At 69.9% G+C, this 23592-nt stretch carries 15 protein-coding genes; 5 read left to right on the top strand and 10 right to left on the bottom strand.

What is annotated here, in order from left to right; genetic code table 11:
• Positions 1-5 precede the first annotated feature (5 nt).
• The 4 genes from ACK4HJ_RS03205 to glnE all read right to left on the bottom strand — a co-directional run bounded on the left by ACK4HJ_RS03205 (position 6) and on the right by glnE (position 6384).
• Complete coding sequence (locus ACK4HJ_RS03205) at positions 6-1223, bottom strand: efflux RND transporter periplasmic adaptor subunit (RefSeq protein ID WP_409827658.1); 1218 nt, start codon at positions 1221-1223, stop codon at positions 6-8.
• 164 nt (positions 1224-1387) lie between these two features.
• Positions 1388-2773 carry an efflux transporter outer membrane subunit gene (locus ACK4HJ_RS03200; protein ID WP_409827657.1) on the bottom strand — a complete coding sequence of 462 codons (1386 nt, stop codon included), beginning with the start codon at positions 2771-2773 and terminating at the stop codon, positions 1388-1390.
• Positions 2770-3504: a TetR/AcrR family transcriptional regulator gene (locus ACK4HJ_RS03195; RefSeq protein ID WP_409827655.1), complete on the bottom strand. Its 735-nt coding sequence runs from the start codon at positions 3502-3504 to the stop codon at positions 2770-2772. Before ACK4HJ_RS03195 ends, ACK4HJ_RS03200 begins: the two co-directional genes overlap by 4 nt.
• A 129-nt stretch (positions 3505-3633) precedes the next feature.
• Positions 3634-6384, bottom strand: coding sequence for a bifunctional [glutamate--ammonia ligase]-adenylyl-L-tyrosine phosphorylase/[glutamate--ammonia-ligase] adenylyltransferase (gene glnE / locus ACK4HJ_RS03190; protein ID WP_409827653.1), 2751 nt, complete (start codon positions 6382-6384; stop codon positions 3634-3636).
• Positions 6385-6479: 95 nt separating this feature from the next.
• Between glnE and ACK4HJ_RS03185 the strand changes: the two genes are divergently transcribed.
• Genes ACK4HJ_RS03185 through ACK4HJ_RS03170 form a run of 4 tightly spaced genes read left to right on the top strand, consistent with a single transcriptional unit; the run spans position 6480 to position 14138 of the window.
• On the top strand, positions 6480-10640 hold the full coding sequence (locus tag ACK4HJ_RS03185; protein ID WP_409827651.1) for a YhdP family protein: 4161 nt from the start codon (positions 6480-6482) through the stop codon (positions 10638-10640).
• On the top strand, positions 10637-11452 hold the full coding sequence (locus ACK4HJ_RS03180; protein ID WP_409827649.1) for a carbon-nitrogen hydrolase family protein: 816 nt from the start codon (positions 10637-10639) through the stop codon (positions 11450-11452). Before ACK4HJ_RS03185 ends, ACK4HJ_RS03180 begins: the two co-directional genes overlap by 4 nt.
• Positions 11449-13509 (top strand): two-component system sensor histidine kinase NtrB, encoded by a 2061-nt coding sequence (locus tag ACK4HJ_RS03175; protein ID WP_409827648.1) that lies wholly within the window; start codon positions 11449-11451, stop codon positions 13507-13509. The genes ACK4HJ_RS03180 and ACK4HJ_RS03175 overlap by 4 nt, the downstream gene beginning before the upstream one ends.
• Positions 13509-14138, top strand: coding sequence for a response regulator transcription factor (locus ACK4HJ_RS03170; protein ID WP_409827646.1), 630 nt, complete (start codon positions 13509-13511; stop codon positions 14136-14138). Before ACK4HJ_RS03175 ends, ACK4HJ_RS03170 begins: the two co-directional genes overlap by 1 nt.
• A gap of 154 nt (positions 14139-14292) precedes the next feature.
• On the opposite strand, the gene ACK4HJ_RS03165 is transcribed toward ACK4HJ_RS03170, so the two are convergent.
• Positions 14293-14940, bottom strand: coding sequence for an OmpA family protein (locus ACK4HJ_RS03165; protein ID WP_409827645.1), 648 nt, complete (start codon positions 14938-14940; stop codon positions 14293-14295).
• Positions 14941-15111: 171 nt separating this feature from the next.
• Entirely contained in the window at positions 15112-15282 is a 171-nt protein-coding gene (locus ACK4HJ_RS03160) for a hypothetical protein (protein ID WP_409827643.1), read from the bottom strand.
• Here ACK4HJ_RS03160 and ACK4HJ_RS03155 point away from each other — a divergent pair.
• Positions 15281-16450, top strand: a complete 1170-nt coding sequence (locus ACK4HJ_RS03155) for a murein transglycosylase A (RefSeq protein WP_409827641.1) — start codon at positions 15281-15283, stop codon at positions 16448-16450. The two genes, ACK4HJ_RS03160 and ACK4HJ_RS03155, sit on opposite strands and share 2 nt — an antisense overlap.
• A gap of 64 nt (positions 16451-16514) precedes the next feature.
• On the opposite strand, the gene ACK4HJ_RS03150 is transcribed toward ACK4HJ_RS03155, so the two are convergent.
• From ACK4HJ_RS03150 to ACK4HJ_RS03135, 4 genes are all read right to left on the bottom strand, one after another.
• A complete protein-coding gene (locus ACK4HJ_RS03150) occupies positions 16515-16958 on the bottom strand; it encodes a hypothetical protein (protein WP_409827639.1) in 444 nt (147 codons plus the stop codon).
• Between the two features lie 157 nt (positions 16959-17115).
• Positions 17116-18873: an MFS transporter gene (locus ACK4HJ_RS03145; RefSeq protein ID WP_409827637.1), complete on the bottom strand. Its 1758-nt coding sequence runs from the start codon at positions 18871-18873 to the stop codon at positions 17116-17118.
• 104 nt (positions 18874-18977) lie between these two features.
• Positions 18978-20483, bottom strand: coding sequence for a DUF3999 domain-containing protein (locus tag ACK4HJ_RS03140; protein ID WP_409827635.1), 1506 nt, complete (start codon positions 20481-20483; stop codon positions 18978-18980).
• Positions 20480-23419: a DUF2339 domain-containing protein gene (locus ACK4HJ_RS03135; protein WP_409827633.1), complete on the bottom strand. Its 2940-nt coding sequence runs from the start codon at positions 23417-23419 to the stop codon at positions 20480-20482. The genes ACK4HJ_RS03140 and ACK4HJ_RS03135 overlap by 4 nt, the downstream gene beginning before the upstream one ends.
• Positions 23420-23592 lie beyond the last annotated feature (173 nt).

Below are 23592 nucleotides of genomic sequence, written 5' to 3'. Positions count from 1 at the left end.
GCTCCTTAATTGATAGCTTCTAGCGCTTGTCCAGTAAGCGCTAAGGCCGTTTTTTGCTTGAAATCGGGCGTCATCGACGTGGGGGACGACCCGGCTGCAGGGGTCGTGCCGCTGACCACGCGCACCAGATCACCGTCGTTCAGGAACCCCGCGCCGCGCACCGCCACGGCCGCGTTCGCGTCCAGGCCCGCAAGGATCTCCACCCGGTCGGCAACGCGGCGGCCGGTCTGCACCTTGCGCATCTGCACGCGCTGCTCGCCGCCCACCACAAACACGTAAGAGAAACCGTCACGCACGACCAGCGACTCCTGCGGCACGGTGAGCGCATCGCTCGTGCCCAGCCCGAAGTCGCCGCGCGCGAACATACCGGCGCGGAAGTCGGTGCCGGGCGGCAGGTCCACGTACACCAGCGCATTGCGGGTCTGCGGGTCCACCGTGGGCGCGACCATGCGCACCGTGCCTTCGGCCTTGGCGCCACTGTCGGCCACCACCTGGACCTTGGCGCCAGGCTGGATGCGTCCCAGCTCGGTGGAAGTGACCTCGGCGCGCCACTCCAGCCGGCCCTTGCGCACCATGCGGAACAGCTCGGTGCCCGCGCCCACCACCGCGCCCACGGTCGCGGAGCGGGCCGAGATGACGCCGCTGTCGGGGGCCACCACCTGCGTGTGCTTCAGCCGCAGCTGCTGCGCATTGAGCGTGGCCTGCGCGGCCTCCACGCGGGCCTGGGCGGTTTTCTCGGCCGTGGTGAACTGCTGGATCTGCTGCTGGCTGAGCGCGCCCGTGGCCTGCAGCGAGCGTGCACGGTCGGCATTGGCCGCAGCCTCGGCAGCGTTGGCCTGGGCTTCGAGCAGACTGGCACGCACCTGGGCCACCTCGGCCTGCACGGTTTCGGCCGCAAAGGTGGCCAGCACCTGCCCGGCCTTGACCACGTCGCCCACGTTCACGCGCACGTCGGTGAGCCGCAGGCCATTGCTCTCTGCGCCGACGCTGGCCTCCTGCCAGGCAGCCACGTTGCCATTGGCCGCCAGGCGCACGGGCACGGCGGTGCGCTGCGGCTGCGCCGTGGTCACCGTCATCGCAGGCCGGGGCTGGCTCGCCTTGGGCTCGTCGGCCGCACGCGAAGTGCCCGAATACACCAGCGCCCCGCCCGCAGCCAGCACGCACGCAGCGATCACGGCCAGGGTGGCGGGAGACAACTTAAAGGAGAAAGAGGAATGTTGCATTTGCATCGGTCCTGAAGAGTTCATATCAGCCATGCAGCCGAGCTGCGTGGGGTCCACAACGGTTGAAACTGGCGCATCGCAGACCAGGGCAGCCGAGCAAGGGCCGCCCCGCAGCGATGGCTGTGCCCCCTGGGGGGAAGGCGCGAAGCGACTCAGGGGGGTACTCACGGCTTCCACCCACCGCCCGCCGCCCGGTACAGCGCCACCCAGGCCGCCTGGCGTTCGTGCTGCAGGGCGATCACCGCGTTTTCCGCCGCCAGCGAGGTGCGACGCGCATCCTCCAGCTCTACCAGACTGGCCAGCCCGCCGCGCCAGCGCGCCTCGGTCGCGTCGAACGACGTGCGGTAGCCCGCCGCTGCGGCCCGCGCACTGGTGTTGCGCTCGGCAGTGCTCTGCAGCCGCACCAGCGCCTGCTCCACCTCGCTCACGGCCTGGCGCACGCGGGCGCGGTACAGGGCCACGGCTTCGTCGTACCGGGCCTGGGCCGCATCCACCTGCGCCGCGCGGCGGCCGCCGTCAAACAGCGGTACGCTCAGCGCCAGCGGGCCCAGGGTCCAGGTGTTCAGGTCCGTCGTGGCACCGCCCGTGCGCACCCACGCCGTGCCGATGGACCCGCTGAGTGCAAGGCGCGGGTAGCGCTGCGCCTGGGCACTGCCTACGTCGGCGCTGGCCGCGGCCACGTCGCGCTCGGCGCTGTATACGTCGGGACGCTGCGCCAGCACCTGGGCAGGCAACACGTCCACAGTGAACAGCGCATCCGGGGCAGGCCGGGCGGGCGATGCCGCCAGGCGTGTGCGCAGGGCGGGCTCCTCCAAGCCGGTGAGCGCGACCAGCGCCTTGAGCTCCACGTCGCACTGCATGCGCTGCTGGGACACGCGCGCCTGCGCCTCGGCCGCGCTGGCGCGGGCCAGGGCCGCCGTGGCGGGCGCGGTGAAGCCGGCGCGCTCGCTCAAGTCCGACAGCCGGGAAGTTTCGGCGCGCGACTGCGCATCGCGCTCGGCCACACGCAGCTGCTCCAGGCAGGTGCGCAGGCTGCTGGTCTGCTGGGCCACCTCGGCAGCCACGCTCACGCGCGCCTCGTGCCACAGCGCCTCGGCACCCGCCAGGCGCTGGTTGGCCGCAGACTGGGCAGCGGCGTTGCCGCCAAACAGGTCGATCTCCCAACTGGCCTGCAGGCCCGCCTGGGCCGTGGTGGCAATGGCCGCCACCTGTTCATTGAAGCCCCGGCTGGCATTGGCCTGCCCGTCCACTGCGGGCAAAAGTGCCGATCGTGCCGTGGCCTGCGCTGCGCGGGCCTGTTCGATGCGCGAGCGTGCCTGGGCAATGCCGGGACTCACGCCCTGGGCGGCTTCGATCAGCTCAACCAGCAACGGGTCGTCCAGCTGGGACCACCAGTCGGACAGCCCCTGCAGGGAGCCCTGGTGTGGCAGCGGTGCTTGCCAGCTGGTGGGCACGGGGGCCACCACCTGGGAAGGTGGCGCCGTGGTGGCGCACGCGCTCAGCACCAGCGGCACGCAAGCCGCCAGAAGGAATCGGTTGCTCAACTTCATGTGTTGTTTTCCTTGTCTGAAGAGGGAAGGTGGCGCCGGGGCGCGGGCCTCGGGTGGGTCTGGCGGCGGCGCTCCATCTCGCCGTGCACCATGCTCAGGGCAAAGCCGGTGAGCCGCTGCACCCATGCGTCCACCGCGCCCGCGCCCGCCAGCTGCGGCGCCACCGCGACCAGCGGGTCCTGCTGCGTCCACAGCTGCATGACCAGGCCGGCCAGCGAAAACGCGAGCACGTGCATATCGTCGTCCACCTGTTTCACGCCCATGTGACGGCACAGTACCTGCAACAGCGCCAAGTGTGGGGCGCGGCATTCACGCTCGATCAGTTCGGGCCATACATGGGTGGGGTCGAGCAGCTCGCGCACGTGCAGGCGCAGCGACTGGGTCACCAAGCCTTCGTGCTTGAGGGGCTCCAGAAACCCTGCAAAGTAGCAGTGCAGCGCCTCTTGCAGGCTCAGGGCCGGGTCCGAAAAAACGGGGATCAGGTCGCTGCCGCTGCCAAACGGCTCGTAGAACGTGGCGGTGTACAGGCGGGCCTTGTCGCCAAAGTGGTACGCGATGGCCGCGACGTTGGTACCCGCAGCCTCGGCAATGGCGCGCACCGAGGTCTGGGCAAAGCCGCGCTCAGAGAACAGCTGGAGCGCCGCCTGCAGCAGCCGCGCGCGGGTGTCTTCTCCGTCACTGCGGGCCGTGCGCTGCGCGGCGGGAATGGGCGAGGGGAGGCCAAAACTCATGGCCCCGGATTAAACCACTCTAATTCAAACGTTTGTTTGAATTGACAAAAAATTTCAAATGAGAAGGATTTGCATGCAATGACACCCGTGCCTAGTCCACTGAATCCCAGAAATCGGCGGACCAGCGACTCAACTGCCGAACACGGCGCGCCACAGCGCGAGCACCGCCTCTCGCTCGGCCTGCAGCGTGGGCGGCGTGACCTGAGTGGGCGCCTCGTCCAGGCGGGCACGGTGCTGCACGCGTCGCAACTCGCGGTAGGCATCCGCCGCGGTCTGACCCATGCCGGGCGCAAGCAACCCCACCTGCTCGGCCCGCTGCAGCAGGGTGATGTTGCCCCGGTTCTCGCGCAGCTCGGGATGCACGGCCGAGTAGGCCAGCACCAGGTACTGCACCACAAACTCCACGTCCACCATGCCGCCGGGGCTGTGCTTGACGTCGAACTGCCCGTCCCGCACGGGGTGGGCGCTGCGCACCCGCTCGCGCATGGTGGTGATCTCGTCGCGCAGCGCGGCAGCGTCGCGCTCGGACGTGATGACGGCCTCTCGCACCGCATCGAACCGGGCCTGCAGCTCTGCGCTGCCCAGCACAAAACGCGCCCGTGTCATCGCCTGGTGCTCCCAGGTCCAGGCAGTGTTGCTGCCCCGGCGCTCCTGGTAGTTGGCATAGGCCTCGAAACGCGTCACCAGCAGGCCCGAGTTGCCGTTGGGCCGCAGCGCGGTGTCGATCTCGTACAGGTCACCTTCGCCGGTTTTTACAGTGAGCCAGTTGATGAGCTTGCGCACGAAGGCGGCGTACACCTCGGGGGCGCGCTCGTCGTCGTCGTCGAACACGAAGACGATGTCCAGGTCGCTGCCGTAACCCAGCTCTTTGCCGCCCAGCTTGCCGTAACCGATGATGCCGAACTGGGGTTCGTCGCGGTGGCGGTTCTTGAGGCGGCTCCAGCACCATTGGCTGGTGACGCGCAGCACGCTGTCGGCAAGGGCGCTCAGGTCATCCGCCACTTGCTCCACCGTGATGCGGCGCTCCACGTCCCGCGCCAGCGTGCGGAAGGTCTCGGCATGCTGCGCGCGGCGCAGCAGGTTGAGCAGTGTCTCGTCGTCGTCTTCGCCAGTGGACTGCAGCGACGCCAGGCGCAGGGCCAGCTCGCGCTCGAAATCGGCCACCACAAACCGTTCGGCCAGCAGCGCATCGCCCACCAGTTCGTCGATGACGCCGGGGTGCTGCAGCAAGTAGCGGGCAGGCCACTTGGCCGCGCCCAGCAGGTGCAGCAGTTGCTCGTGCACGGAGGGGCGCTCCAGCAGCAGCGCCAGATAGCTTTCGCGCCGCAGCAGGGGTTCGAGCCAGTTGATCAGCCGCAGCGCGGCTTCTTCGGTGACCCGGCCCTCATTGAGCCATTGCGCGGTGCGCTGCACCAAGCGGAACAACCGCGCGCGGGCCTCATCGCGCAGGCCTGCCACACGGGGGTGGTTGCGCCACTCGGCCACGCGTTCGCGAAAGCCAGCCGGCAGCTGCTCCAGCAGGCCTTCCAGCTCCGGTGGCGGGGGCGCTGCCGCCCTGGGGCCACCGCACCCGCCGCCGTTGCACTGCTTCTTGCCCGCGCCCCCCAGCAGGGTGTCGAACTCCTGCGCCACCAGCTCGCGGTGCGCATCCAGCTCGTGCAGAAACTTGCAGCAGTTCTCAAAACCCAGGGTGTGGGCAATCCAGGCCAAGTCGTCGTCGCGCGTGGGCAGCACATGGGTCTGCTGGTCATCCAGATACTGGATGCGGTGCTCCACGCGACGCAAGAACACATAGGCCTGCGCCAGTGCATCAGCCGTTTCCTGCGGCATGAGGCCGGCCTGGGCCAGGCGCTGCAGGGCGTCCAGCGTGGGGCGGCGGCGCAGCTCGGGGAACTGCCCGCCGCGCACCACCTGCAGCAGCTGCACGGTGAACTCGATCTCGCGGATGCCGCCGCGAGAGAGCTTCACGTCGTTGGCGCGCTCGGGGTGGCCGGCGCTGCGCTTGGCGGCGTGGTCGCGGATCTGGCGGTGCAGCACGCGCAGCGCGTCGAACACGCTGTAGTCCAGATAGCGGCGGAACACAAAAGGCAGCACCACGCCACGCAGGGCCTGCACCTCTGTCCCTGCCACGCAGTCGCGCGGCGCCACCACGCGGCTCTTCAGCCAGGCAAAGCGCTCCCATTCGCGCCCCTGCACCTGCAGGTACTCTTCCAGCGCCGACAGGGATACCGCTGGCGGACCCGAGTTGCCGTTGGGCCGCAGGGCCAGGTCCACGCGGAAGACAAAGCCGTGTTCCGTGGTGTCGCCCACCAGGCTGTAGATGGCCTTGACGGCGCGCGCGAAGTATTCGTGGTTGGATATGCGGCCGCGTCCATCGGCCGCGCCAGCGGTCTCGCCGTCCTGCTCGTAGACGTAGATGAGGTCGATGTCGCTGGAGACATTCAGCTCGCGCGCACCGAGCTTGCCCATGCCGATGATCCACAGCTGCACGGGCCGGCCGTCGGGGTCGCAGGGTGCGCCATGGCGCTCATCGAGTTCGCTTCGCGCCTGGTGACAGGCCTTGTCGAGCGCCAGCTCGGCCAGCTCGGTCACGGCGGTGGTGATATCGGCCAGCGGCGCACGGGCCTCGCAGTCGAGCTGGATCAGGCGCTCCATGACCAGTTGCCGGAGCACCCGCAGCGCGGTGCCGGTGTCGCACCCGCGCGCCCGCAGCGCTTCGTACGCCTGCTCCATCATGGGCCATCGGGGCACCCCGGGAGGCAGCAGGGCCAGATCGTTGTCGTAGCGCCGCCGAAGGCGCTGGTAGAAGCGCGAGTGCGCCGCACCCAGCTCGAACGCTGCCTCGGGACTGCAGGGCGTTTCAGGGCGCGGTGGGGACATGGCAGCTCTCGGGCGCAACAAACATAAGGACACCGGTTTGTAGTGAACCCGCGCCAGGGCTGCGGGTCATAATTCCTGCCACATTCAATCCCACCATGATCGATCCCACCTCACACCCCACACGCCTGCTGAAAATAGTGGCAGGTCTTGCGCGGTGGTCACTGGGTTTGCTGCTGGCCTTCTGGCTGCTGCTGACCATCGCCTGGGGGGCTCTTCACGGCTGGATTGTGCCGCGAATCGGTGATTTCCGCCCGCAGATCGAGGCGCATGCCGCACGGGCTCTGGGGGTTCCCGTGCAGATCGGCGCCATCTCCGCGCGCACCGAGGGCCTGATCCCGTCCATCGAGCTCATCAACGTGTCGCTGCTGGACGCTGCGGGCCGCGCCGCCTTGCGCCTGCCGCGCGTGGTGGTTGGGCTGTCGCCGCGCTCGCTGCTCAACGCCGGGTTTGAGCAGCTTTACATCGAGGGGCCCGAGCTGGACGTGCGGCGTACACCCGACGGACGCATCCAGGTGGCGGGCCTCGCGTTCTCCGAGAGCCAGGGCGATGACAGCGCCGCTGCCGACTGGCTGTTCTCGCAGGGCGAGGTTTTCATCAAGGGCGGCACCGTGCGCTGGACCGACGAACAGCGCCGCGCGCCGGAGCTGGCACTGGAGCAGGTGGACCTGCTGCTGCGCAACGGCAACTGGCGCCACCACATGCGCCTGGACGCCACGCCCCCTGCTGCATGGGGTGACCGGTTCACGGTGGTGGGCCAGTTCCGCGCGCCACTGCTGCGCGCCCGCGATGGCGACTGGCGGCATTGGAGCGGCCAGGTCTTCGCCCACTTTGCGCGGGTGGATGTCTCCCAGCTGCGGCACCACGCGGATGTTGGCATTGAGGTGAGCCAAGGCCGCGGCGCCCTGCGCGCCTGGGCCGATGTGCAGCGCGGGCAGATCGTGGGCGGCACGGCTGACCTCGCGCTGGCCGACGTGAACACCACACTGTCGCCGGAACTGCAGGCGCTGGTCCTGCCATCCATCCAGGGTCGGCTGGGCGGGCGCCGGCTGAACGGGGGCTTCGAGTTTTCCACCCAGGGCCTGCTGTTCCAGACCGATGACGGCCTGACTTGGCCGGGCGGCAACCTGCGCCTGGTGCATACGGCCGCCACGGGCAAGGTGCCTGAGCAGGGTGAGCTGCGTGCCGACAAACTGGACCTGGCCGCGCTGGCCGAGATCGCCAGCCGCCTGCCGCTAGGCCCCACGACCCACCAGGCCATACGCGCCTATGCGCCCAAAGGCGTAGTCGATGAGATCCAGGCCACCTGGAAGGGGCCTCTGGATGCGCTGCAGCAATACCAGCTGCGCGGACGCATACGCGGACTGGCGCTGGCGGGCGAGCCGGGCGGCACCGCCACCCCCACCCACATGGGCCTGCGGGGCGCCACGGTGGACCTGGACATGAACCAGGCAGGCGGCAAGGCGGCTCTCACCATGGCGTCCGGCGCTCTGGTGCTGCCGGGCGTGTTCGAAGACCCCGTGTTGCCCCTGGACCGCCTGAGCGCCGATGTGCGCTGGCAGCTGGACGGCGACCGCATTGCCGTGCAAGCCAACGATGTGCAGTTTGCCAATGCCGACGCGCAGGGCGAGGCCCGCGCCACCTGGCACACCAGCGACGCTGGGAAGGTGGCACACAAGTCGCGCTTTCCCGGCGTGCTGGACCTGACAGGCACGCTGAACCGCGCGGACGGCACCCGGGTGCACCGCTACCTTCCGCTGTCGATACCCGAGGACTCTCGCCACTATGTGCGCGACGCGGTGGTGGCTGGCACCGCAAGCAACGTGCAGTTCCGCGTGAAGGGTGACCTGCACCACCTGCCGTTCGACGACCCCAAGCAGGGGGAATTCCGCATTGCCGCGCGGGTGAAGGACGTGACCTATGCCTATGTTCCGCCCTCTATCCAACCTTCCAACACCCTGCCCTGGCCCGCGCTGACCGAGCTGGGCGGTGAACTGATCTTCGACCGCTCATCCATGCAGGTACGCGGGGCCAGCGGCACGTTTGCGGGACGGCAGGGGCTGCGCCTTTCCAAGGTTGAGGCGCGCATTCCCGACCTGGCCCACACCGTGGTGAGCGTGAACGCCGACGCGCGCGGCCCGCTGGCAGAGTTGCTGGGCCTCATGGCTACTTCTCCGCTGGGCGGCATGACCGGCCATGCGCTGGACCAGGCCAGCGGCAGCGGCAACGCCGACTTCCAGTTGCGCCTGAGCCTGCCCATCAGCGATATCAACCGATCGCGCGTGCAGGGCAGCGTCACGCTCGCGGGCAACAACGACCTGCGCATCACTCCCGACACGCCCGCGCTAAGCCGCGTGCGCGGCGTGGTGCAGTTCAGCGAAACCGGATTTGCGCTGAACAACGTACAGGCCCAGGCCCTGGGGGGCAGCGTGCGGCTGGAGGGCGGGATGCGCGCGCTCGCTGCCAACGCACCGGCCACCGAGTCGGCCGTGCAGGTGCGCGCGCAGGGCACAGCCACGGCCGAAGGCCTGCAGCAGACCCCGCAGCTGGGCATGGTGGCGCAGCTGGCCCGCCGCGCCACGGGCAGCGCGCCCTACACCGTGGCCCTGTCGTTTCGCCGCGGGGTGCCGGAGCTGCAGGTCTCCACCAACCTGCAGGGCCTGGCCCTGGCGCTACCCGCCCCTCTCGGAAAATCCGCCGACAGCACGCTGCCGCTGCGGTTTGAAAACCAGGTGCTGCGCGAATCACTCACCGGCCCAGCCGGGGGCAACGGGGCCACGCAGACGCCCCTGCGCGACCAGCTCACGCTGGACCTGGGTGCCCTCGGCTCGGCCACCTACGTGCGCGACCTGGGGGGCAGCCAGCCCCGCGTGCTGCGCGGCGCCATCGGCCTGGGACTGGCGGCCGGGGAGTCCGCCCCACTGCCGGCCCAGGGCGTTGCCGCGAACATCAACCAGGGCAAAGTGGACGTGAACGCCTGGGAAGAAGTGCTCAACCAGGCGTCCGCCGCCGAGCCCGCAGGAAGCACGGCCTCAAGTGCCAGCGCCACCGCTCCGCACTCCAGCGTCGCGGAAGACTACCTGCCCACCACCGTGGCGCTGCGCGCGCGCGAGCTGACGCTGCAGGGCCGTACGCTGCACAACGTGGTGGCCGGCGCCTTGCGCGACGGCGGCATCTGGCGCGCGAACCTGGACGCGACCGAACTCAATGGCTATCTGGAGTACCGCCCCCCCGGCTCGCCCGACCACGCCAACGGCCGCCTGTTTGCGCGCCTATCGCGCGTGAACATGCCGCAAAGCGAAGTCAACCAGGTGGAGTCCCTGCTGGATGAACAACCTGGCACCCTGCCCGCGCTCGACATCGTCGTAGACGATTTCGAACTGCGCGGCAAGCGCCTGGGTCGGGTCGAGATGGAAGCGCAGAACCGGGGCGGCGACGGTGCGCAGCGCGAATGGCGCCTGTCCAAGTTCAACATCCTGTCGCCCGAGGCCCAGTTCACCGCCAACGGCAACTGGGCCGTGCTCAATGCCGCAGGGCTGGGCCCGCGCACGCCAGAGCGCCGCACGGTGCTCAACTTCAAGCTCGACATCCGTGACTCGGGCGAGTTGCTCACGCGCATGGGCATGGCCGACGTGGTCAAGCGCGGCAAGGGCCGCATGGAGGGGCAGGTGGCTTGGCTGGGCGCGCCTTTCAGTCCCGACTATCGCAGCATGACCGGGCAGATCAACCTGAACATCGAGTCGGGACAGTTCCTCAAAGCCGACCCGGGCCTCGCCAAGCTGCTGGGGGTGCTGAGCCTGCAGTCGCTGCCGCGCCGCCTCACGCTCGATTTCCGCGATGTGTTCAGCGAAGGCTTTGCGTTTGACTTCGTGCGCGGAGACGTGCGCATCGAACAGGGCGTGGCCACTACCAACAACCTGCAGATGAAGGGCGTGAACGCGGCTGTGCTGATGGAGGGCAGCGCCAACATCGACCACGAAACCCAGGACCTGCGTGTCGTGGTGGTGCCCGAGATCAATGCCATGACAGCCTCGTTGGTGGCCACGGCCATCAACCCCGTGATCGGATTGGGCAGCTTCCTGGCCCAGGTGTTCCTGCGCGGCCCGCTCATCGAGGCCGCCACGCAGGAGTTCCGCATCGAAGGCACCTGGGCTGACCCGCGCATCGTGCGCGTGGCCCGCCGCGGACGCGAAGCTGCACCGGCCGCTGCGCCCGGCAGAGCGGCCGACACCCCACCCAGAACCGGAGAACCATCATGAAAGTCGCCGCCATCCAGATGGTTTCGGGGCCCCGGCTGGAGGCCAACCTGCAAGCGGCGCGCGCGCTGCTGGAGCAGGCCGCCGAGCAGGGCGCCGAGCTGGCCGTGCTGCCCGAGTACTTCTGCACCATGGGCTTCAAGGACACCGACAAGCTCGCCCTGCGCGAGGCGCATGGCGAGGGCGTGATCCAGCGGTTTCTGTCTGACACGGCCCGCGCGCTGCAAATGTGGATCGTGGGCGGCACGCTGCCGCTTCAGACCACCACGGCCGACCGTGTGCGCAACACCACGCTGGTGTTCGACCCGGCGGGCCAGTGCGTGGCACGCTACGACAAGATCCACCTGTTCCACTTCGACGATGGACGCGAGCAGTATTTCGAGAACCGCGTGATTGAGGCCGGCGCCACGCCCGTGCAGTTTGCGTTGCAGGCGCGCGACGGCGACCGCTGGCAGGTGGGCCTGTCCGTGTGTTACGACCTGCGTTTCCCCGAGCTGTACCGCGCACACGCTTTGGCCGGCGCCGATCTGATGCTGGTGCCCAGCGCCTTCACCCGCACTACGGGCCAGGCCCACTGGGAAGTGCTGCTGCGTGCGCGCGCCATCGAAAACCTGGCCTATGTGCTGGCCCCAGCCCAGGGCGGCGCACACGACAATGGCCGGCACACCTGGGGCCACAGCATGCTGGTCGATCCCTGGGGCCAGGTGCTGGCAGAGCGGGAAGAGGGCGAGGGCGTGGTGCTGGGCACCCTGGACCGAGGGCGGCTGCGAGCGGTGCGCCAGCAGCTGCCCGCCCTCACGCACCGCGTGCTGTGACCGGAGCGGCACGGCCCACCCTGCTGCAGCGCTGGCGCCGCGCCTGGAGGCGCTGGTCGCTGTGGACCGCGCTGGTGCTGCTGGTGGTGTCCATGCTGGCCACCATGGTGTGGCTGGCAGGGCGCTACGAAGCCAGCCAAGTGCAAAGCCGGCTGGAGCGCGACACGGCCGATGCCGTGTCCGACATCCGTGTGGCGCTGACCCGCAATCTGCAGAGCCTGCAGGCCCTGCACGCAGGCGACCCCGGCACGCTGGCCTGGGACATCGAAGCCCACGAACTGCTGCGCAACCACCGTGAGCTGGTGCGGGTGGAATGGCGAGAGCCCTCCATGCGGCTGCGCAGCTACGCGCAGTCGCCCTACCGCCCCGTGGCCTGGGACGCGCGCCTGCGCGAAAGCCACCAGTCCGACTCGGCCATTGCATGCGCCAATGCGCGCCGCCTGAGCAGCCCGGCCTACTCCAGCAGCTACTTCCAGCCGCACGGCGACGGCCTGGGCTCAGAGATGATGGAGCTGTGCCTGCCGCTCACCGCGGGCGGTCGACCCACCGGCTTTCTGGTGGCCACCTATTCGCTGCAGGACGTGCTGACCAACCTAGTGGCCCACAACCTCACACGCAGCCAGGAAGCCTCGTTCACCGAACCCGACGGCACCCGGCTGGCCGTGCTGGGCGCGGCGCGGCGCGGCTCGCGCATGTTTACCGCCCAGCACCTGCTGGACCTTCCGGGCACCACGCTGGTCCTGCGCATGGACACCTGGCACACCGCGCCCAGCGTGTTCCCCAACGTGCTGACGGCACTGGTCACGGCCATGTCGATTGCGCTGGTCACGGTGATGGTGGTGCTGGTGCGCGACAACCGCCGCCGCCTGCGGGCGGAGCGCGACCTGGCCGAAGCGCTGGCGTTCCGCAAGGCCATGGAGGATTCGCTGGTCACCGGTCTGCGCGCGCGCGACCTGCAAGGCCGCATCACCTATGTGAACCCCGCCTTTTGCGCCATGGTGGGCTTCAACGCTCAGGAGCTGCTGGGCCAGAGCGTGTCCGCTCCTTACTGGCCGCCCGAGCTGGTGGATGAATACCGCCAGCGCCAGGAGATCCGGCTGGCCGGGCACACGCCCCCCCGAGAAGGTTTTGAGTCGGTATTCATGCGCAAGGACGGCACGCGGTTTCCGGTGCTGATCATCGAAGCCCCGCTTATCAATGCGCAGGGGCAGCACACGGGCTGGATGAGCGCGTTTCTCGACATCAGCGAGCAGCGGCGCGTGGAGGAACTCTCCCGAGCGTCGCAAGAGCGCCTGCAGGCCACGGCGCGGCTGGCCACGGTGGGCGAAATGGCCTCGCTGCTCAGCCATGAGTTGAACCAGCCCCTGGCAGCCATCTCCAGCTACGCCACCGGCTCCATCAACCTGCTCGACACCGCAGCACCCCCTCCCGGCGCCGCTGCCGGTACTGACGCCACGCCGCTGCAGGACGTGCGCATGGCCATGCAGCAGATTGCGCGGCAGGCGGAGCGGGCGGGCAAGGTCATCAAAAGTGTGCACGACTTTGTGCGCCGTCGCGACCAGGCCCGCGAAACCGTGCACGCGCAGCAGCTGCTCGACGCCATCCTGCCGCTGGTGATCCTGCAGGCGCGCAAGCTGGGCGTGCGCGTGCACACCGCGGTAGAGCCCGACCTGCCCCCCCTGCTGTGCGACCGCACCATGGTCGAGCAGGTGCTGCTCAACCTGGCCCGCAACGCCATGCAGGCCATGGACGACCCGGCCCTGCGCACGCGCGTACTCGACATCCGCGTGCGGCGCGCTGCATCCAGCCCTCACGGCGACTGGGTGGAATTCACCGTCACCGACGAAGGATCGGGCATCCCGCCCGATGTGGCCGAAAAGCTCTTCACACCCTTCTTCACCACCCGCCAGGAAGGCATGGGCCTGGGCCTGAGCATGTGCCGCACGGTCATCGAGCAGCATGGCGGTTACCTCGGGTTTGCACCCCATGAGCCGCGTGGTACGGTATTCACCTTCACCCTGCCCCTCGCCACAGCCAAACCCCTGCCTGACGCCTGATGGAACCCGTATCCAACGCCACCGTATACATCGTGGACGACGACGCCAGCGTGCGCGAGGCGCTGGCCTGGCTGCTGCGGTCGCGGCGGCTGCCCAGCGAATCGTTTGACAGCGCCGAGGCATTCGACGCCATGCTGCAAAGCCGCCCCGCCCAGCGCCAGCCCTGCTGCCTGCTGCTGGACGTGCGCATGCCCGGCATGAGCGGGCTGGCCTTGTTTGACCTGCTGGCCGTGCGCGGCGACTTGGCCACCATGCCGGTGATCTTTCTCACCGGGCACGCCGATGTGCCCACGGCGGTGGACACGGTCAAGCGCGGCGCATTTGATTTCTGCGAGAAGCCGTTTTCCGACAACGCGCTGGTCGACCGCATCGAACAGGCCCTGGCGCAGTCGGCGCAGCGCCTGGCCGCGCTGCGCGAGCGCAGCGATCTGCAGGTGCGCCTTGGCGAACTGACCGACCGCGAGCGCGATGTGATGGACCTTGTGGTGGCAGGCCTGCCCAACAAGCTGATCGCCGATCAGCTTGACATCAGCGTGCGCACGGTGGAAGTGCACCGCTCACGCGTGTTCGACAAGATGCAGGTCAAGTCCGCCGTGGAACTGGCCAACCTGCTTCGCACGGGAAGCTAGGGCGATCCCCCTGAGGCGCTTCGCGCCTTCCCCCTTCTCTCGAATCTCTGCGCGATTCGGGAAGGGGGACGATGCCTTCGCTGCGGGGCGGCCCTTGCTCGGCATCCCGCGCATGGATCGCCACCATTCATACACCGGGGCCCTGCGCGAGGCTTTACCCGCGCGGCCGCTCGCCCACAAAGATCTCCACCCGGCGGTTGCGTGCGCGACCGTCGTTCGTGTCGTTGGACGCAATCGGGTAGCGCGAACCCACGCCGTCGATGGCGATGCGGCGGCTGTCCACGCCGCGGGCGGCCAGGTAGCTGCGCGTGTTGGCGGCGCGGTCCACCGACAGGGGGTTGTTGATGGCGTCGCTGCCCGTACTGTCCGTGTGGCCCACGATGCGTACGTCGGCGTACGGGTTGCTGCGCAGGCTGGCCGCGAACTGGTCGAGCACGGGGGCGAAGTTGGGCTGGATGTCCGAGCGGCCCACGGCAAACGAGATATCGCTCGGGATGTTGAGCATGAGCTGGTTGTCCGCCGTCTGCGTGACGGCAATACCGGTGCCGCGTGTGGCCTGCTCCATCTCGCGCTTCTGGCGCTCCATGTTCTGCGACCAGATGTAGGTGCCCAGGGCGCCCACACCTGCACCCACCACGGCGCCCGTGCCGGCGCTGCCGCCGGTGGCCGAGCCGATGACGGCGCCGGCGAGGGCACCCACACCTGCGCCCGTGGCGGTGCGGCGCTGGGTGTCGTCCATGCTGGCGCAACCGGTGGCCAGAATGACCACGGCCGTGGCGCCCATGAGAAGGTGTTTGCGCATGTGTGTGCTCCTTTGTGCAAGTGATTGACTTGGCTCCATGGTGGTGTGGCGCGGCCGCTGGCGCCATCGGCCCAGGGACTCAGGGGCTGTAGGACCAGCCCCACACTTGCGCTTCAGTCGTTCACTCGGTCACACGTGCTGCGCAGTGTGGCACGCGGCATGCGGCATGCCTCATGCGGGCGGGCGGGGGCTTGCACCATCGTCCTTGGGCTGGTCGGCGCCCGCAGCAGGTTCTTGCGGACTCTGCAGCTCGCCGCCCTTGCGGCCGGAGAACATCGTCCACCACACAATGGCCACCAGCAGCACCAGCGCCAGCAGCGCTTCAAGCAAAATCAGCCCCATGACATCGACTCTCCTGCGCCTTGTTGCGACGGCGCTGATTGTAGGAACGGTGGCCGCCTGCTCCACGCCGCCTTCCCCGCCAAGTCCCTCCCGCCCGGGGGTCATTGCGCCACCACCCGCCACAGGCACCGTGGTGTGGCCCGGCGACACCGGGCCCTTGCCGCCGCCCATGGCGCAGCCCAAGAGCCGCTGGATCCCCGTGCGCTGGGCCGAGCTGCCTGGCTTCTCCGACGATGCCCTGCACGAGGCCTGGAACGCCTGGATCAAGAGCTGCGAACGCCCCGTGCCACCGTTCACCGCCTTGTGCGGCGACGTGCGCCGCCTGAGCATTGCGACCGGGGAGGAGCAGCGCGCCTGGCTCATCGCGCGCCTGCAGCCCTACCGCATCGAAGCCACCGACGGCAACGCCGACGGCCTGCTGACCGCCTACTACGAGCCCATGATCGACGCCGCCCGGCAGCCCGGCAACGGCTACACCGTGCCGGTGTACCGCACGCCCGCCACGCTGGGCAGCCGCAAGCCCTGGTACACGCGCCAGCAGATCGACACCCTGCCCGAGGCCCAGGCCGCGCTGGCGGGGCGCGCCATTGCCTGGCTGCGCGACCCGGTCGAGTCGATGGTGCTGCACATCCAGGGTTCGGGCCGTTTGCGCATCACCGAACCCGACGGCTCGGTGTCGCTGGTGCGCGTGGCCTACGCGGGCACCAACGACCAGCCCTACCAGAGCGTGGGTCGCTGGCTTCTGGACCAGGGCCTCACGCGCGATGCCACCTGGCCCGGCATCCGCGCCTGGCTGGCGGCCAACCCGCAGCGCACCAATGAGCTGCTGTGGAGCAACCCGCGCTACGTGTTTTTCCGCGAAGAGCCGCTGAGCGGCCTGGACGCCGAGTTCGGCCCGCGGGGCGCGCAGGGCGTTCCCCTCACGCCCGGCCGCTCCATCGCCGTGGACCGCCAGAGCATCCCCTACGGCACGCCCGTGTGGCTGGCCTCCAGCGGCCCGCAGGTGCAGCTCAGCCGCATGGTGCTGGCGCAGGACACGGGCAGCGCCATCCTGGGCGCCGTTCGGGCCGACTTCTTCACCGGCTGGGGGCCGGAGGCTGGCGACATTGCGGGGCGCCTGAAGCAGAACCTGCGGCTGTGGGCGCTGTGGCCACGGGCAAATTTTTAGCTTTTTAGGGCCCCAGCGCTTGCTGGAAAAGCGCTAACAGCTATCAAAAACGAAGCAATCAAACTCAAGGGCAAGGCGTGCGCACTGCATCCGTCTCCACCCGGGGCGGTGCAGAAGACGCCGCCACCGGCCCCTTGGGCGGCGCACTCACCGTGCGCAGCTGGTCACCCTGTACCTGGTACTCGTACTCCCGTGTGGACCCGATCATCTCGGTGCGGAAGCTGCTGCCCGCCATGGTGGTGGCATAGGCGCCGGGGCGCGTGACCTCGTACCGGTAGGTGGTGACGGCCATGCCCTTGCTGGTGAGGCAGGTGGATTCGAACTGCGTCTCGCGAAAGCGCAGCGTGCAACGGCCCGACGTGTCTTCGGCCTTGGAGCCGTCCTGCGTATACAGCACGATGCGGGCCGCCCGCCAGCAGCCGAGCAAGGCCGGATCAGACGGAGCGGCGTGCGCCCAGGGGGCGGCAGCGGCCAGGGCAAGCAGGGCGAGGCGCAAGGAACGGTTCATGGGACAAGAAATGCAAAACGGTCGGACACCCGCCCTGCAGCACCAGGGAGTTATGCAGGGCATCCCCAGCCGGGCGAAGCTGCGATGGTAGGGCACCGACGCCGCCAACACGCCAACGCGCGGACGAGGGAGGGTGGGGAGTGGTGTAGGTGCGCGGCTACTCCACCGTCCAGCGCGTCACGCGCGGCGGCGCATCGCCCACATGGAAAGCCAGCTTGCGGTCCCGCAGCGCCACGTCGGACGCCGTCACGCGGTCAAAGCGGCGCAGGTGCTCGGTCCACGACTCGTCCTCGATGCGCTCTACGTAGCGCGCGGGCTGGCTGATGTCGTGCAGGAGCTGCCAGCCCAGGGCGCCCTGGCGCAGGCGGCTGCGGCGGCTTTCCTGCATCACGGCGCGGAATTCCGTCGCACGGTCGGGGTCGATGAAATATTCGATGGTGACCACCACATGGCCCGCGCCCGGCGGCACCTCGGCCACGGGCGCCTTGAATGCGCGCGAGGGGCTCAGGTCTTCTTCCATGCTGCGGTCGGCCACCAGACGCTGCACCAGCAACATGGCCAGCACCCCGGTAATGGCGGCAATGCCGAGGCTGACGTGCACATCGCTCCAGGTCGCCACCTGGCCCCACACCGCCGCGCCCAGCGCGGTGGAGCCCATGATGGCCATCTGGTAGATGGACATGCCGCGCGCCCGCACCCAGTTGGGCAGCGCCAGCTGGGCCGACACGGACAGCGAATTGGCAGTGGTGATCCACGCCATGCCAGCCACCACCATCGCGGGCACCGCGACGTACACATTGGGCGCCACGGCCATCACGCCCGTGGCGGCGGCCTGCAGCGCCGTGCCGCGGATCACCAGCACATCGCGCGCCATGGCCTGGCGCAGGCGCGGCAAAAACATGGCCGCCGTGATAGCGCCCGCGCCCATGCTGGCCAGCAGCAGCGTGAACGTGCCCGCGCCGCCGCCCTCCAGCCCTTTGGCCAGCAGCGGCAGCAGGGCCAGCAACGCTGTGGCATGCAAAAAGAAGATGGAGATGCGCCACAGCACGGCGCGCATGCGCGGCGACTGGCGCACGAACTGCACGCCCACGCGCATGGCGCTGGCGAGCCGCTCGCGGCCCAGGGGGCTGGGGGTGTGCACGCGCTTCCAGCGCATGATGACCAGGCCCGAGAGAATGGACAACGCCGCGTTGAGCACAAACACCCAGGCGCTGCCCGCGCTGGCGATGATGGCGCCCGCCAGCAGCGGACCGATGATGCGCGAGGCGTTCATGGCCACGCCGTTGAGCGCGAGCGCCGCCGGCAGCTGCTGGCGGCTGACCAGCTCGGGCACGATGGCCGCAAACACCGGCCAGCGCATGGCCAGGCCGATGCCATTGGCAAACGTGAGGGCCAGCAGCAGCGGTGCCGTCATGCCCCCGGCCAGGATGGCCACGCACAGCACCAGCGCCACCGCGGCTACCCAGAACTGCGTGGCGATGAAGTAGCGGCGCCGGTCCAGGATGTCGGCCAGCGCGCCACTGGGCAGTCCCAGCAAAAAGACGGGCAGGGTGGAGGCGGTCTGCACCAGCGCCACCAGCACGGGCGAGGTGGTCAGCGTGGTCATGAGCCAGGCGGCCGCCACGTCGTTCATCCACATGCAGGTGTTGGCCGCCACCCAGGTGAGCCACAACATGCGGAACACCGGCACCGACAAGGGCGCAAAGGGGGAGAGCGAGGCCGCCGGGTTCAGTGCGGCCGTGCCACCGCCCAACTGCGCGGCGACGGATTCCTCGGTGCCCTGCGCGCGCGCGGCGCGGTCGGCGGCCGCCGCGTCGGGGGGCGGCGGTGCGCCCGGGGTCAGGCCCGGTGAAGAATCGGGGGAAGGCGGGGGTGCAACGCTGCGCGTGCTTTCGTGGGACGGCGAAGGGGGCATGTCTGCACATTGTGCGACGGTTGGAGCAGGGGCGGGTGCGCCGGGCCCAATAGCCATGGGCGTGTCTCCACCACGCGGACCTGACGCGCGTGGAGCCCTTGTCTTCAGGGCGCGTCGTGCGGCGCGGCAGAGGCCTGCGCCCCGGCATGCCGTGTCTGCCGCAACAGCAGCCAGGCCATGATCGCAAGCGCCAGTACACCCGCCAGCAGCACACCCCACAGCACGGCGCTGCGCGTGAAGAGGCCGCCACTGCCCGCCGCTGCGGGCACCACCGCGCCGCCCGGCGGCGGGCCGGCGGTGATGTCGGCCCGGGCCACATCGGCCTGCGCCAGAGGGAAAGCGTTCTCCTGCCCCGGCTGGTAGCCCGGCACCAGGCTCGGCAAGGGTAGGAAGGCGCTGGTCAGCGCCTGCGCACCGGGCAGCCCGGCCGCCAGCGTGAAGGGCCCGGGCCCGCTGGCCAGGAACACCAGCTGCGCGGGCTCGAACTGCAGCGCGATGGCGGGCGCGGCGGCAAAGCCAGCGGTCTTGGCATCGGCTTCGATCTTGAGCTCGCGCACCGAGGCGCCGCCCAGCTCCACCGGGCCGCTGGCCTGCTCCGTGCCGCCAGTCACCATCTTGTAGACCACGGCGCTCGCCAGCGGCGACCAGGGTTGCTCGCGGTGGTTGCGACCCAACACGCGCACGGGGATGAGCACGTTGCCGCCGCTGTCCTGGGGCGTGATCTGGAGGGCCGCCACCGGGGTGGCAAAGGGCAGCGCCAGCACCAGTTCGCGCGGGTTGTTCAGGGCCACCGCCGCCACGCTGGCGCGGATGCGCTCGCGCGCCGCGGGGCCGCGCGCCGTGGCCAGCGTGGCGCCGCGCAGGGTCACACCAGCGTCGCCCCAAGTCACGCGCAGGTAGTGGTCCTTCAGGTCGGCCCGGTGCAGATCGATTTGTTCGTTGCCCAGGCGGGCCGGCGCTGTGGGTGTGGCGCCGGTATCGGCGCGGTAGAGCACGGTCTCGGCCAGCGGGCGCCAGGTTTTCAGGTCCCGGCTGGCCTGCACGCGGAAGGTCACGGGCTGGCCGGTCGGCAGGTCGGCATCCAGCGCCATGCGCACCACGGGCTGCTGCAGGCTGCGCGCATCCAGCAGCGCGCCTTGCACGGGCTGGGCGGCCTGGTCGCCCGCAGTGGTGCCGGCCGCGCCGGGGGTGTCGATCTGCACCACCCGCTGGCCGTGGCGCTCCTCGATGCGCAGCGACAGGCCTTCCAGCCCGGCCGGCCCCGCCGATCCCTTTGCGCCCAGGATGGGATAGGCGGGCAGCACCACCGATTCCTCGGGCGCGCTGGCCGCCGCCACGGCGGTGAGGGCCATGGGCACGGGCTGGTTCGCGCCGTTGAACAGGCGCACGTCGGCAAGGCCCGGGCTTTGCAGGCGCACCAGCACCTCGGCCGGCAGCACGATGCGCTGCAGGGGCGCGTCGCCGGCCGGCGTCACGGGGATGCGGATGGCATACGAGGCCGCGGCGTGGGCGTCGGCCCCAGCGTGGGCTGCACCGGCGCCGAGGGCCGCGGCAGCCGCGGCCAGCACCGCGCGGAAAGCAAGGGACCAGCGAAGGAACACAGGGGTCATGAGGGCATCTCTTCGTGCGCCGGGGCCAGCGGCGGTGCGGGGGGCGTGGGCGCGGGCGAAGCGGCGGGGGCGGCCGCCTTGGGCGGCAGGGGCGCGAAGTAGCCCACCACCAGCATCAGCACGCCCACGGCGATGAAGGCAATGATGCGTTCGGCCCCGCCGGCATTGGACAAATCGATCACCAGCAGCTTGACCACCACCAGCCCCAGCAGCCCCGCGCCCACCAGCCACAGCGGGCGCTGCGCGCGGCGGTGGGCCAGCACCATCATGCTGAGCGCCAGCAGCGTCCACAAGATGGCGTAGCCGGTCTGCACCACAAAGCTGTTGAAAAGCGCCCAGGCATCCCAGCGCACGGCAAAGAAGTGGTGGGCCACACGCAGCCACACGGTGTTGATCATGACGAAGGCCAGCAGCGCCAGCGCCACCAGCGCCTTGCGCCCCGTCACCCAGCCCGAGCGGGCTGGCGGCGGCAGCGCCGACAGCAGCACGCGCCGCCAGAACACCAGGCTGCCCAGTGCCAGCGCCAGCGTGAGGTCGGTGGGGTTGAGCAGCGGGATGTACGGCAGCGGCGCGGTGTGGCCCGAGGAATGCACGGCCGCCAGCAGCGCGCCCCAGAACACCAGCACCGCCAGGGGCAGGGCCGCCCACCAGTAGTAGGCCGGGGCGTGCGGGTTCAGCGGCCAGGGCAGTGCCGCGGCGGGCTGGTTGCCGCGGCCGGCCCACAGCGCCAGCAGCATCAGCGCCGCAATGGCGCTGACCAGCACCACCACGCCGGCCCACGAGGTGCGCCACAGCTCGGCCCGGGCGATGCCGGACCACAGGCAATCGGCCAGCAGCAGGGTGACCAGCCACGCGGTGGCGGCGTGGAGGCCGCCGAAAGGCGGGTTGGCGGCCTTCGGCGTGGCATCCGCCTGCAGGCGGTCGGTCTGCCGCAGCATCCAGACGTGCAGCGCCAGCACCACCAGCCACACGGCCCAGGCGGGCGTGGCCAGCACGCGGTGGCCGTCGCCGGCCTGCGCCACAAAACCCAGCGCCAACACCACGATGGTGGCGCGCGCGGGCCAGGTGGCCACTGCCCAGCGGGTGCGCAGGCCCAGCACCATCGACAGCGCGGCGCTGACCACAAAGGCCAGCATGCCCAGCAGCTGGGCGATGCGGTCGGTGAACACCGGCACGGGCCACTGGCCGGCTTCGGCGGCGGGCACGCTGCGCGTGATCTCCAGCCACCAGGCCACGCACCAGAAGGCAAAACCGTAGAGGTAGGCGGGGGTGGACAGCTGCGATTCCACCCGCGCATAGCCCTGGGCCCAGGCCGAGCCGCTGTGCGGCAGCGGCTGGCGCAGCCACCAGGCCAGCAGCAAGGCAGGCAGCGCGATCAGCAGCGCGCCCAGGAAGGCCGGGTTGGCCAGCGGCAGCGTTGCCACGCTGTCCACGCTGCCCGTGAAGGCCAGCATGGCCACGCCCTGCAGCAAGAGGCCGAAGGCGCGCGGCATCCAGCGCGCCTGGCGCATGCCCACCCAGAAGGCGCCCGCGCCTTCGAGCGCCCACACCGCCGAGGTCCATTGCGCGTCCAGCGCCAGCGGCACGGCCAGCGTGGCAAAGCCCACGCCGATGGCAATGAAGCATTCGACCAGCAACCGGTTGCCGGGCTGCGCACGGCGCGCGAGCACGGTGGCGGTCACCAGGTACAGCGCGGCAAAAGCCAGGGCCGAAAACGCTGCGCCCAGCTCGAAGGGCTGCACCAGGCCCGCCTGCAGCCCGAAGCCCAACAGCGGCGTGCCGAAGACCAGCATGCTGTCCACGGCGTTGCCCAGCTTCGTGGGCGTGTTGCGCGCGTAGAGGATGGCGGTGGCCAGGTAGATCAGCAGAAAGCCGGCGAGGAAGGGCTGCGTGCTGGCATAGAACTCGGGCACGTACTTGAGCGCACCCCAGGCCGTGGCCACGCCAAAGGTGGCCACAAAACCCACGACGTTGAGCACGCGCCAGGAGCGCTGGTAGGCGATGAAAAGAATCGCCAGGTTGAGCAGCGTGTAGTAGCTGAACAGGCCCACGTGGCTGCCCTGGCCGGTGGACAGCAGGATGGGCGCCGCGAAGCCGCCCGCGAAGGCCGCCACCGCCAGAGAGCGCGAGTTTTGCAGCAGCGCCAGCGCGCAGCTGGCCGCGCAGACAGCAATCATGAGCGCGAAGGCCAGCAGCGGCGGCAGCAGCCCGTACAGCCGGAAGGCGGCGAACACCGTGAGGTACATCACCGCCACGCCGCCGCCCTGCAGCGCCAGCGCAAAGCCGGGCTTGGCAGCGCGCTGGCGGAAACCCACCACCAGCAGCGCAATGCCCACGGCCGCCACGGCGGCCAGGCGCAGCTCCACCGGGAACAGCCCGGCCGACGCGGCGTACCGCGCAAGGAAGGACAGGCCAATGAACAGGATCACCAGGCCCACGCGCACGATGGTGTTGCCGCCCAGGAACCAGTTCTTGGCCGCGAGCACGGCCTGCTCGACGGGGCTGGGGCCACGGGGGGCCACAGGGGGCCGGGCCGCGGGAGCGGGTGCGGTTGCTGGGGCTTGTGCAGCGGCGGGCGACTGGGCCGCAGGCAGGCCGTTGGGCTGGAGCGCGCCCGCCCAGAACGCATCGTCGGCGTCCTCGGGCTGCGGTGCCCGGGTGGTCGGCACGGCGGGGGTCGGCTTGGCACTGACGGGCGCAAGCACCGCGGCCTCCGCCGGCTCGGCCGCAACGCGGTCTTCCTCCTGGGGCTTCGCCTGCGCTCCGGGCTTGCCAGCCTGGGCCTGCAGTTCGGTGCGCACGGCCGAGCGGACGGCCCAGCGCAGCGACAGCCCGGCAAAAAAGCCCAGGATGCCGCCGACAAACGGCCCCACGTCCCCGTAGCCCCCGAACCAGGAGCCCAGCACCGCGCCCCAGAAAATGCCCCAGATGATCATGCTGCCCGCTCCCCTCTTGAGGTGCCCCGCCGGCGGCCCGGGGTTCCGGGCGCGCAGGGGCCATTCGTCATTCGAATTTGGTGGTCCCCACCCGGCCACTGGGCCCGCGGTGGTCCAGCAGGCTTATACAACACACGGGTGATCTGCGCCCCGATTTCGAATAAAAACAGGCT

Origin of the sequence: Acidovorax sp. (assembly GCF_046294525.1) — a bacterium.
Lineage (GTDB): Bacteria > Pseudomonadota > Gammaproteobacteria > Burkholderiales > Burkholderiaceae_C > Acidovorax.
The sequence above is the reverse complement of the archived record's forward strand: the minus strand, read 5'-3'. Positions and strand labels throughout refer to the sequence as shown.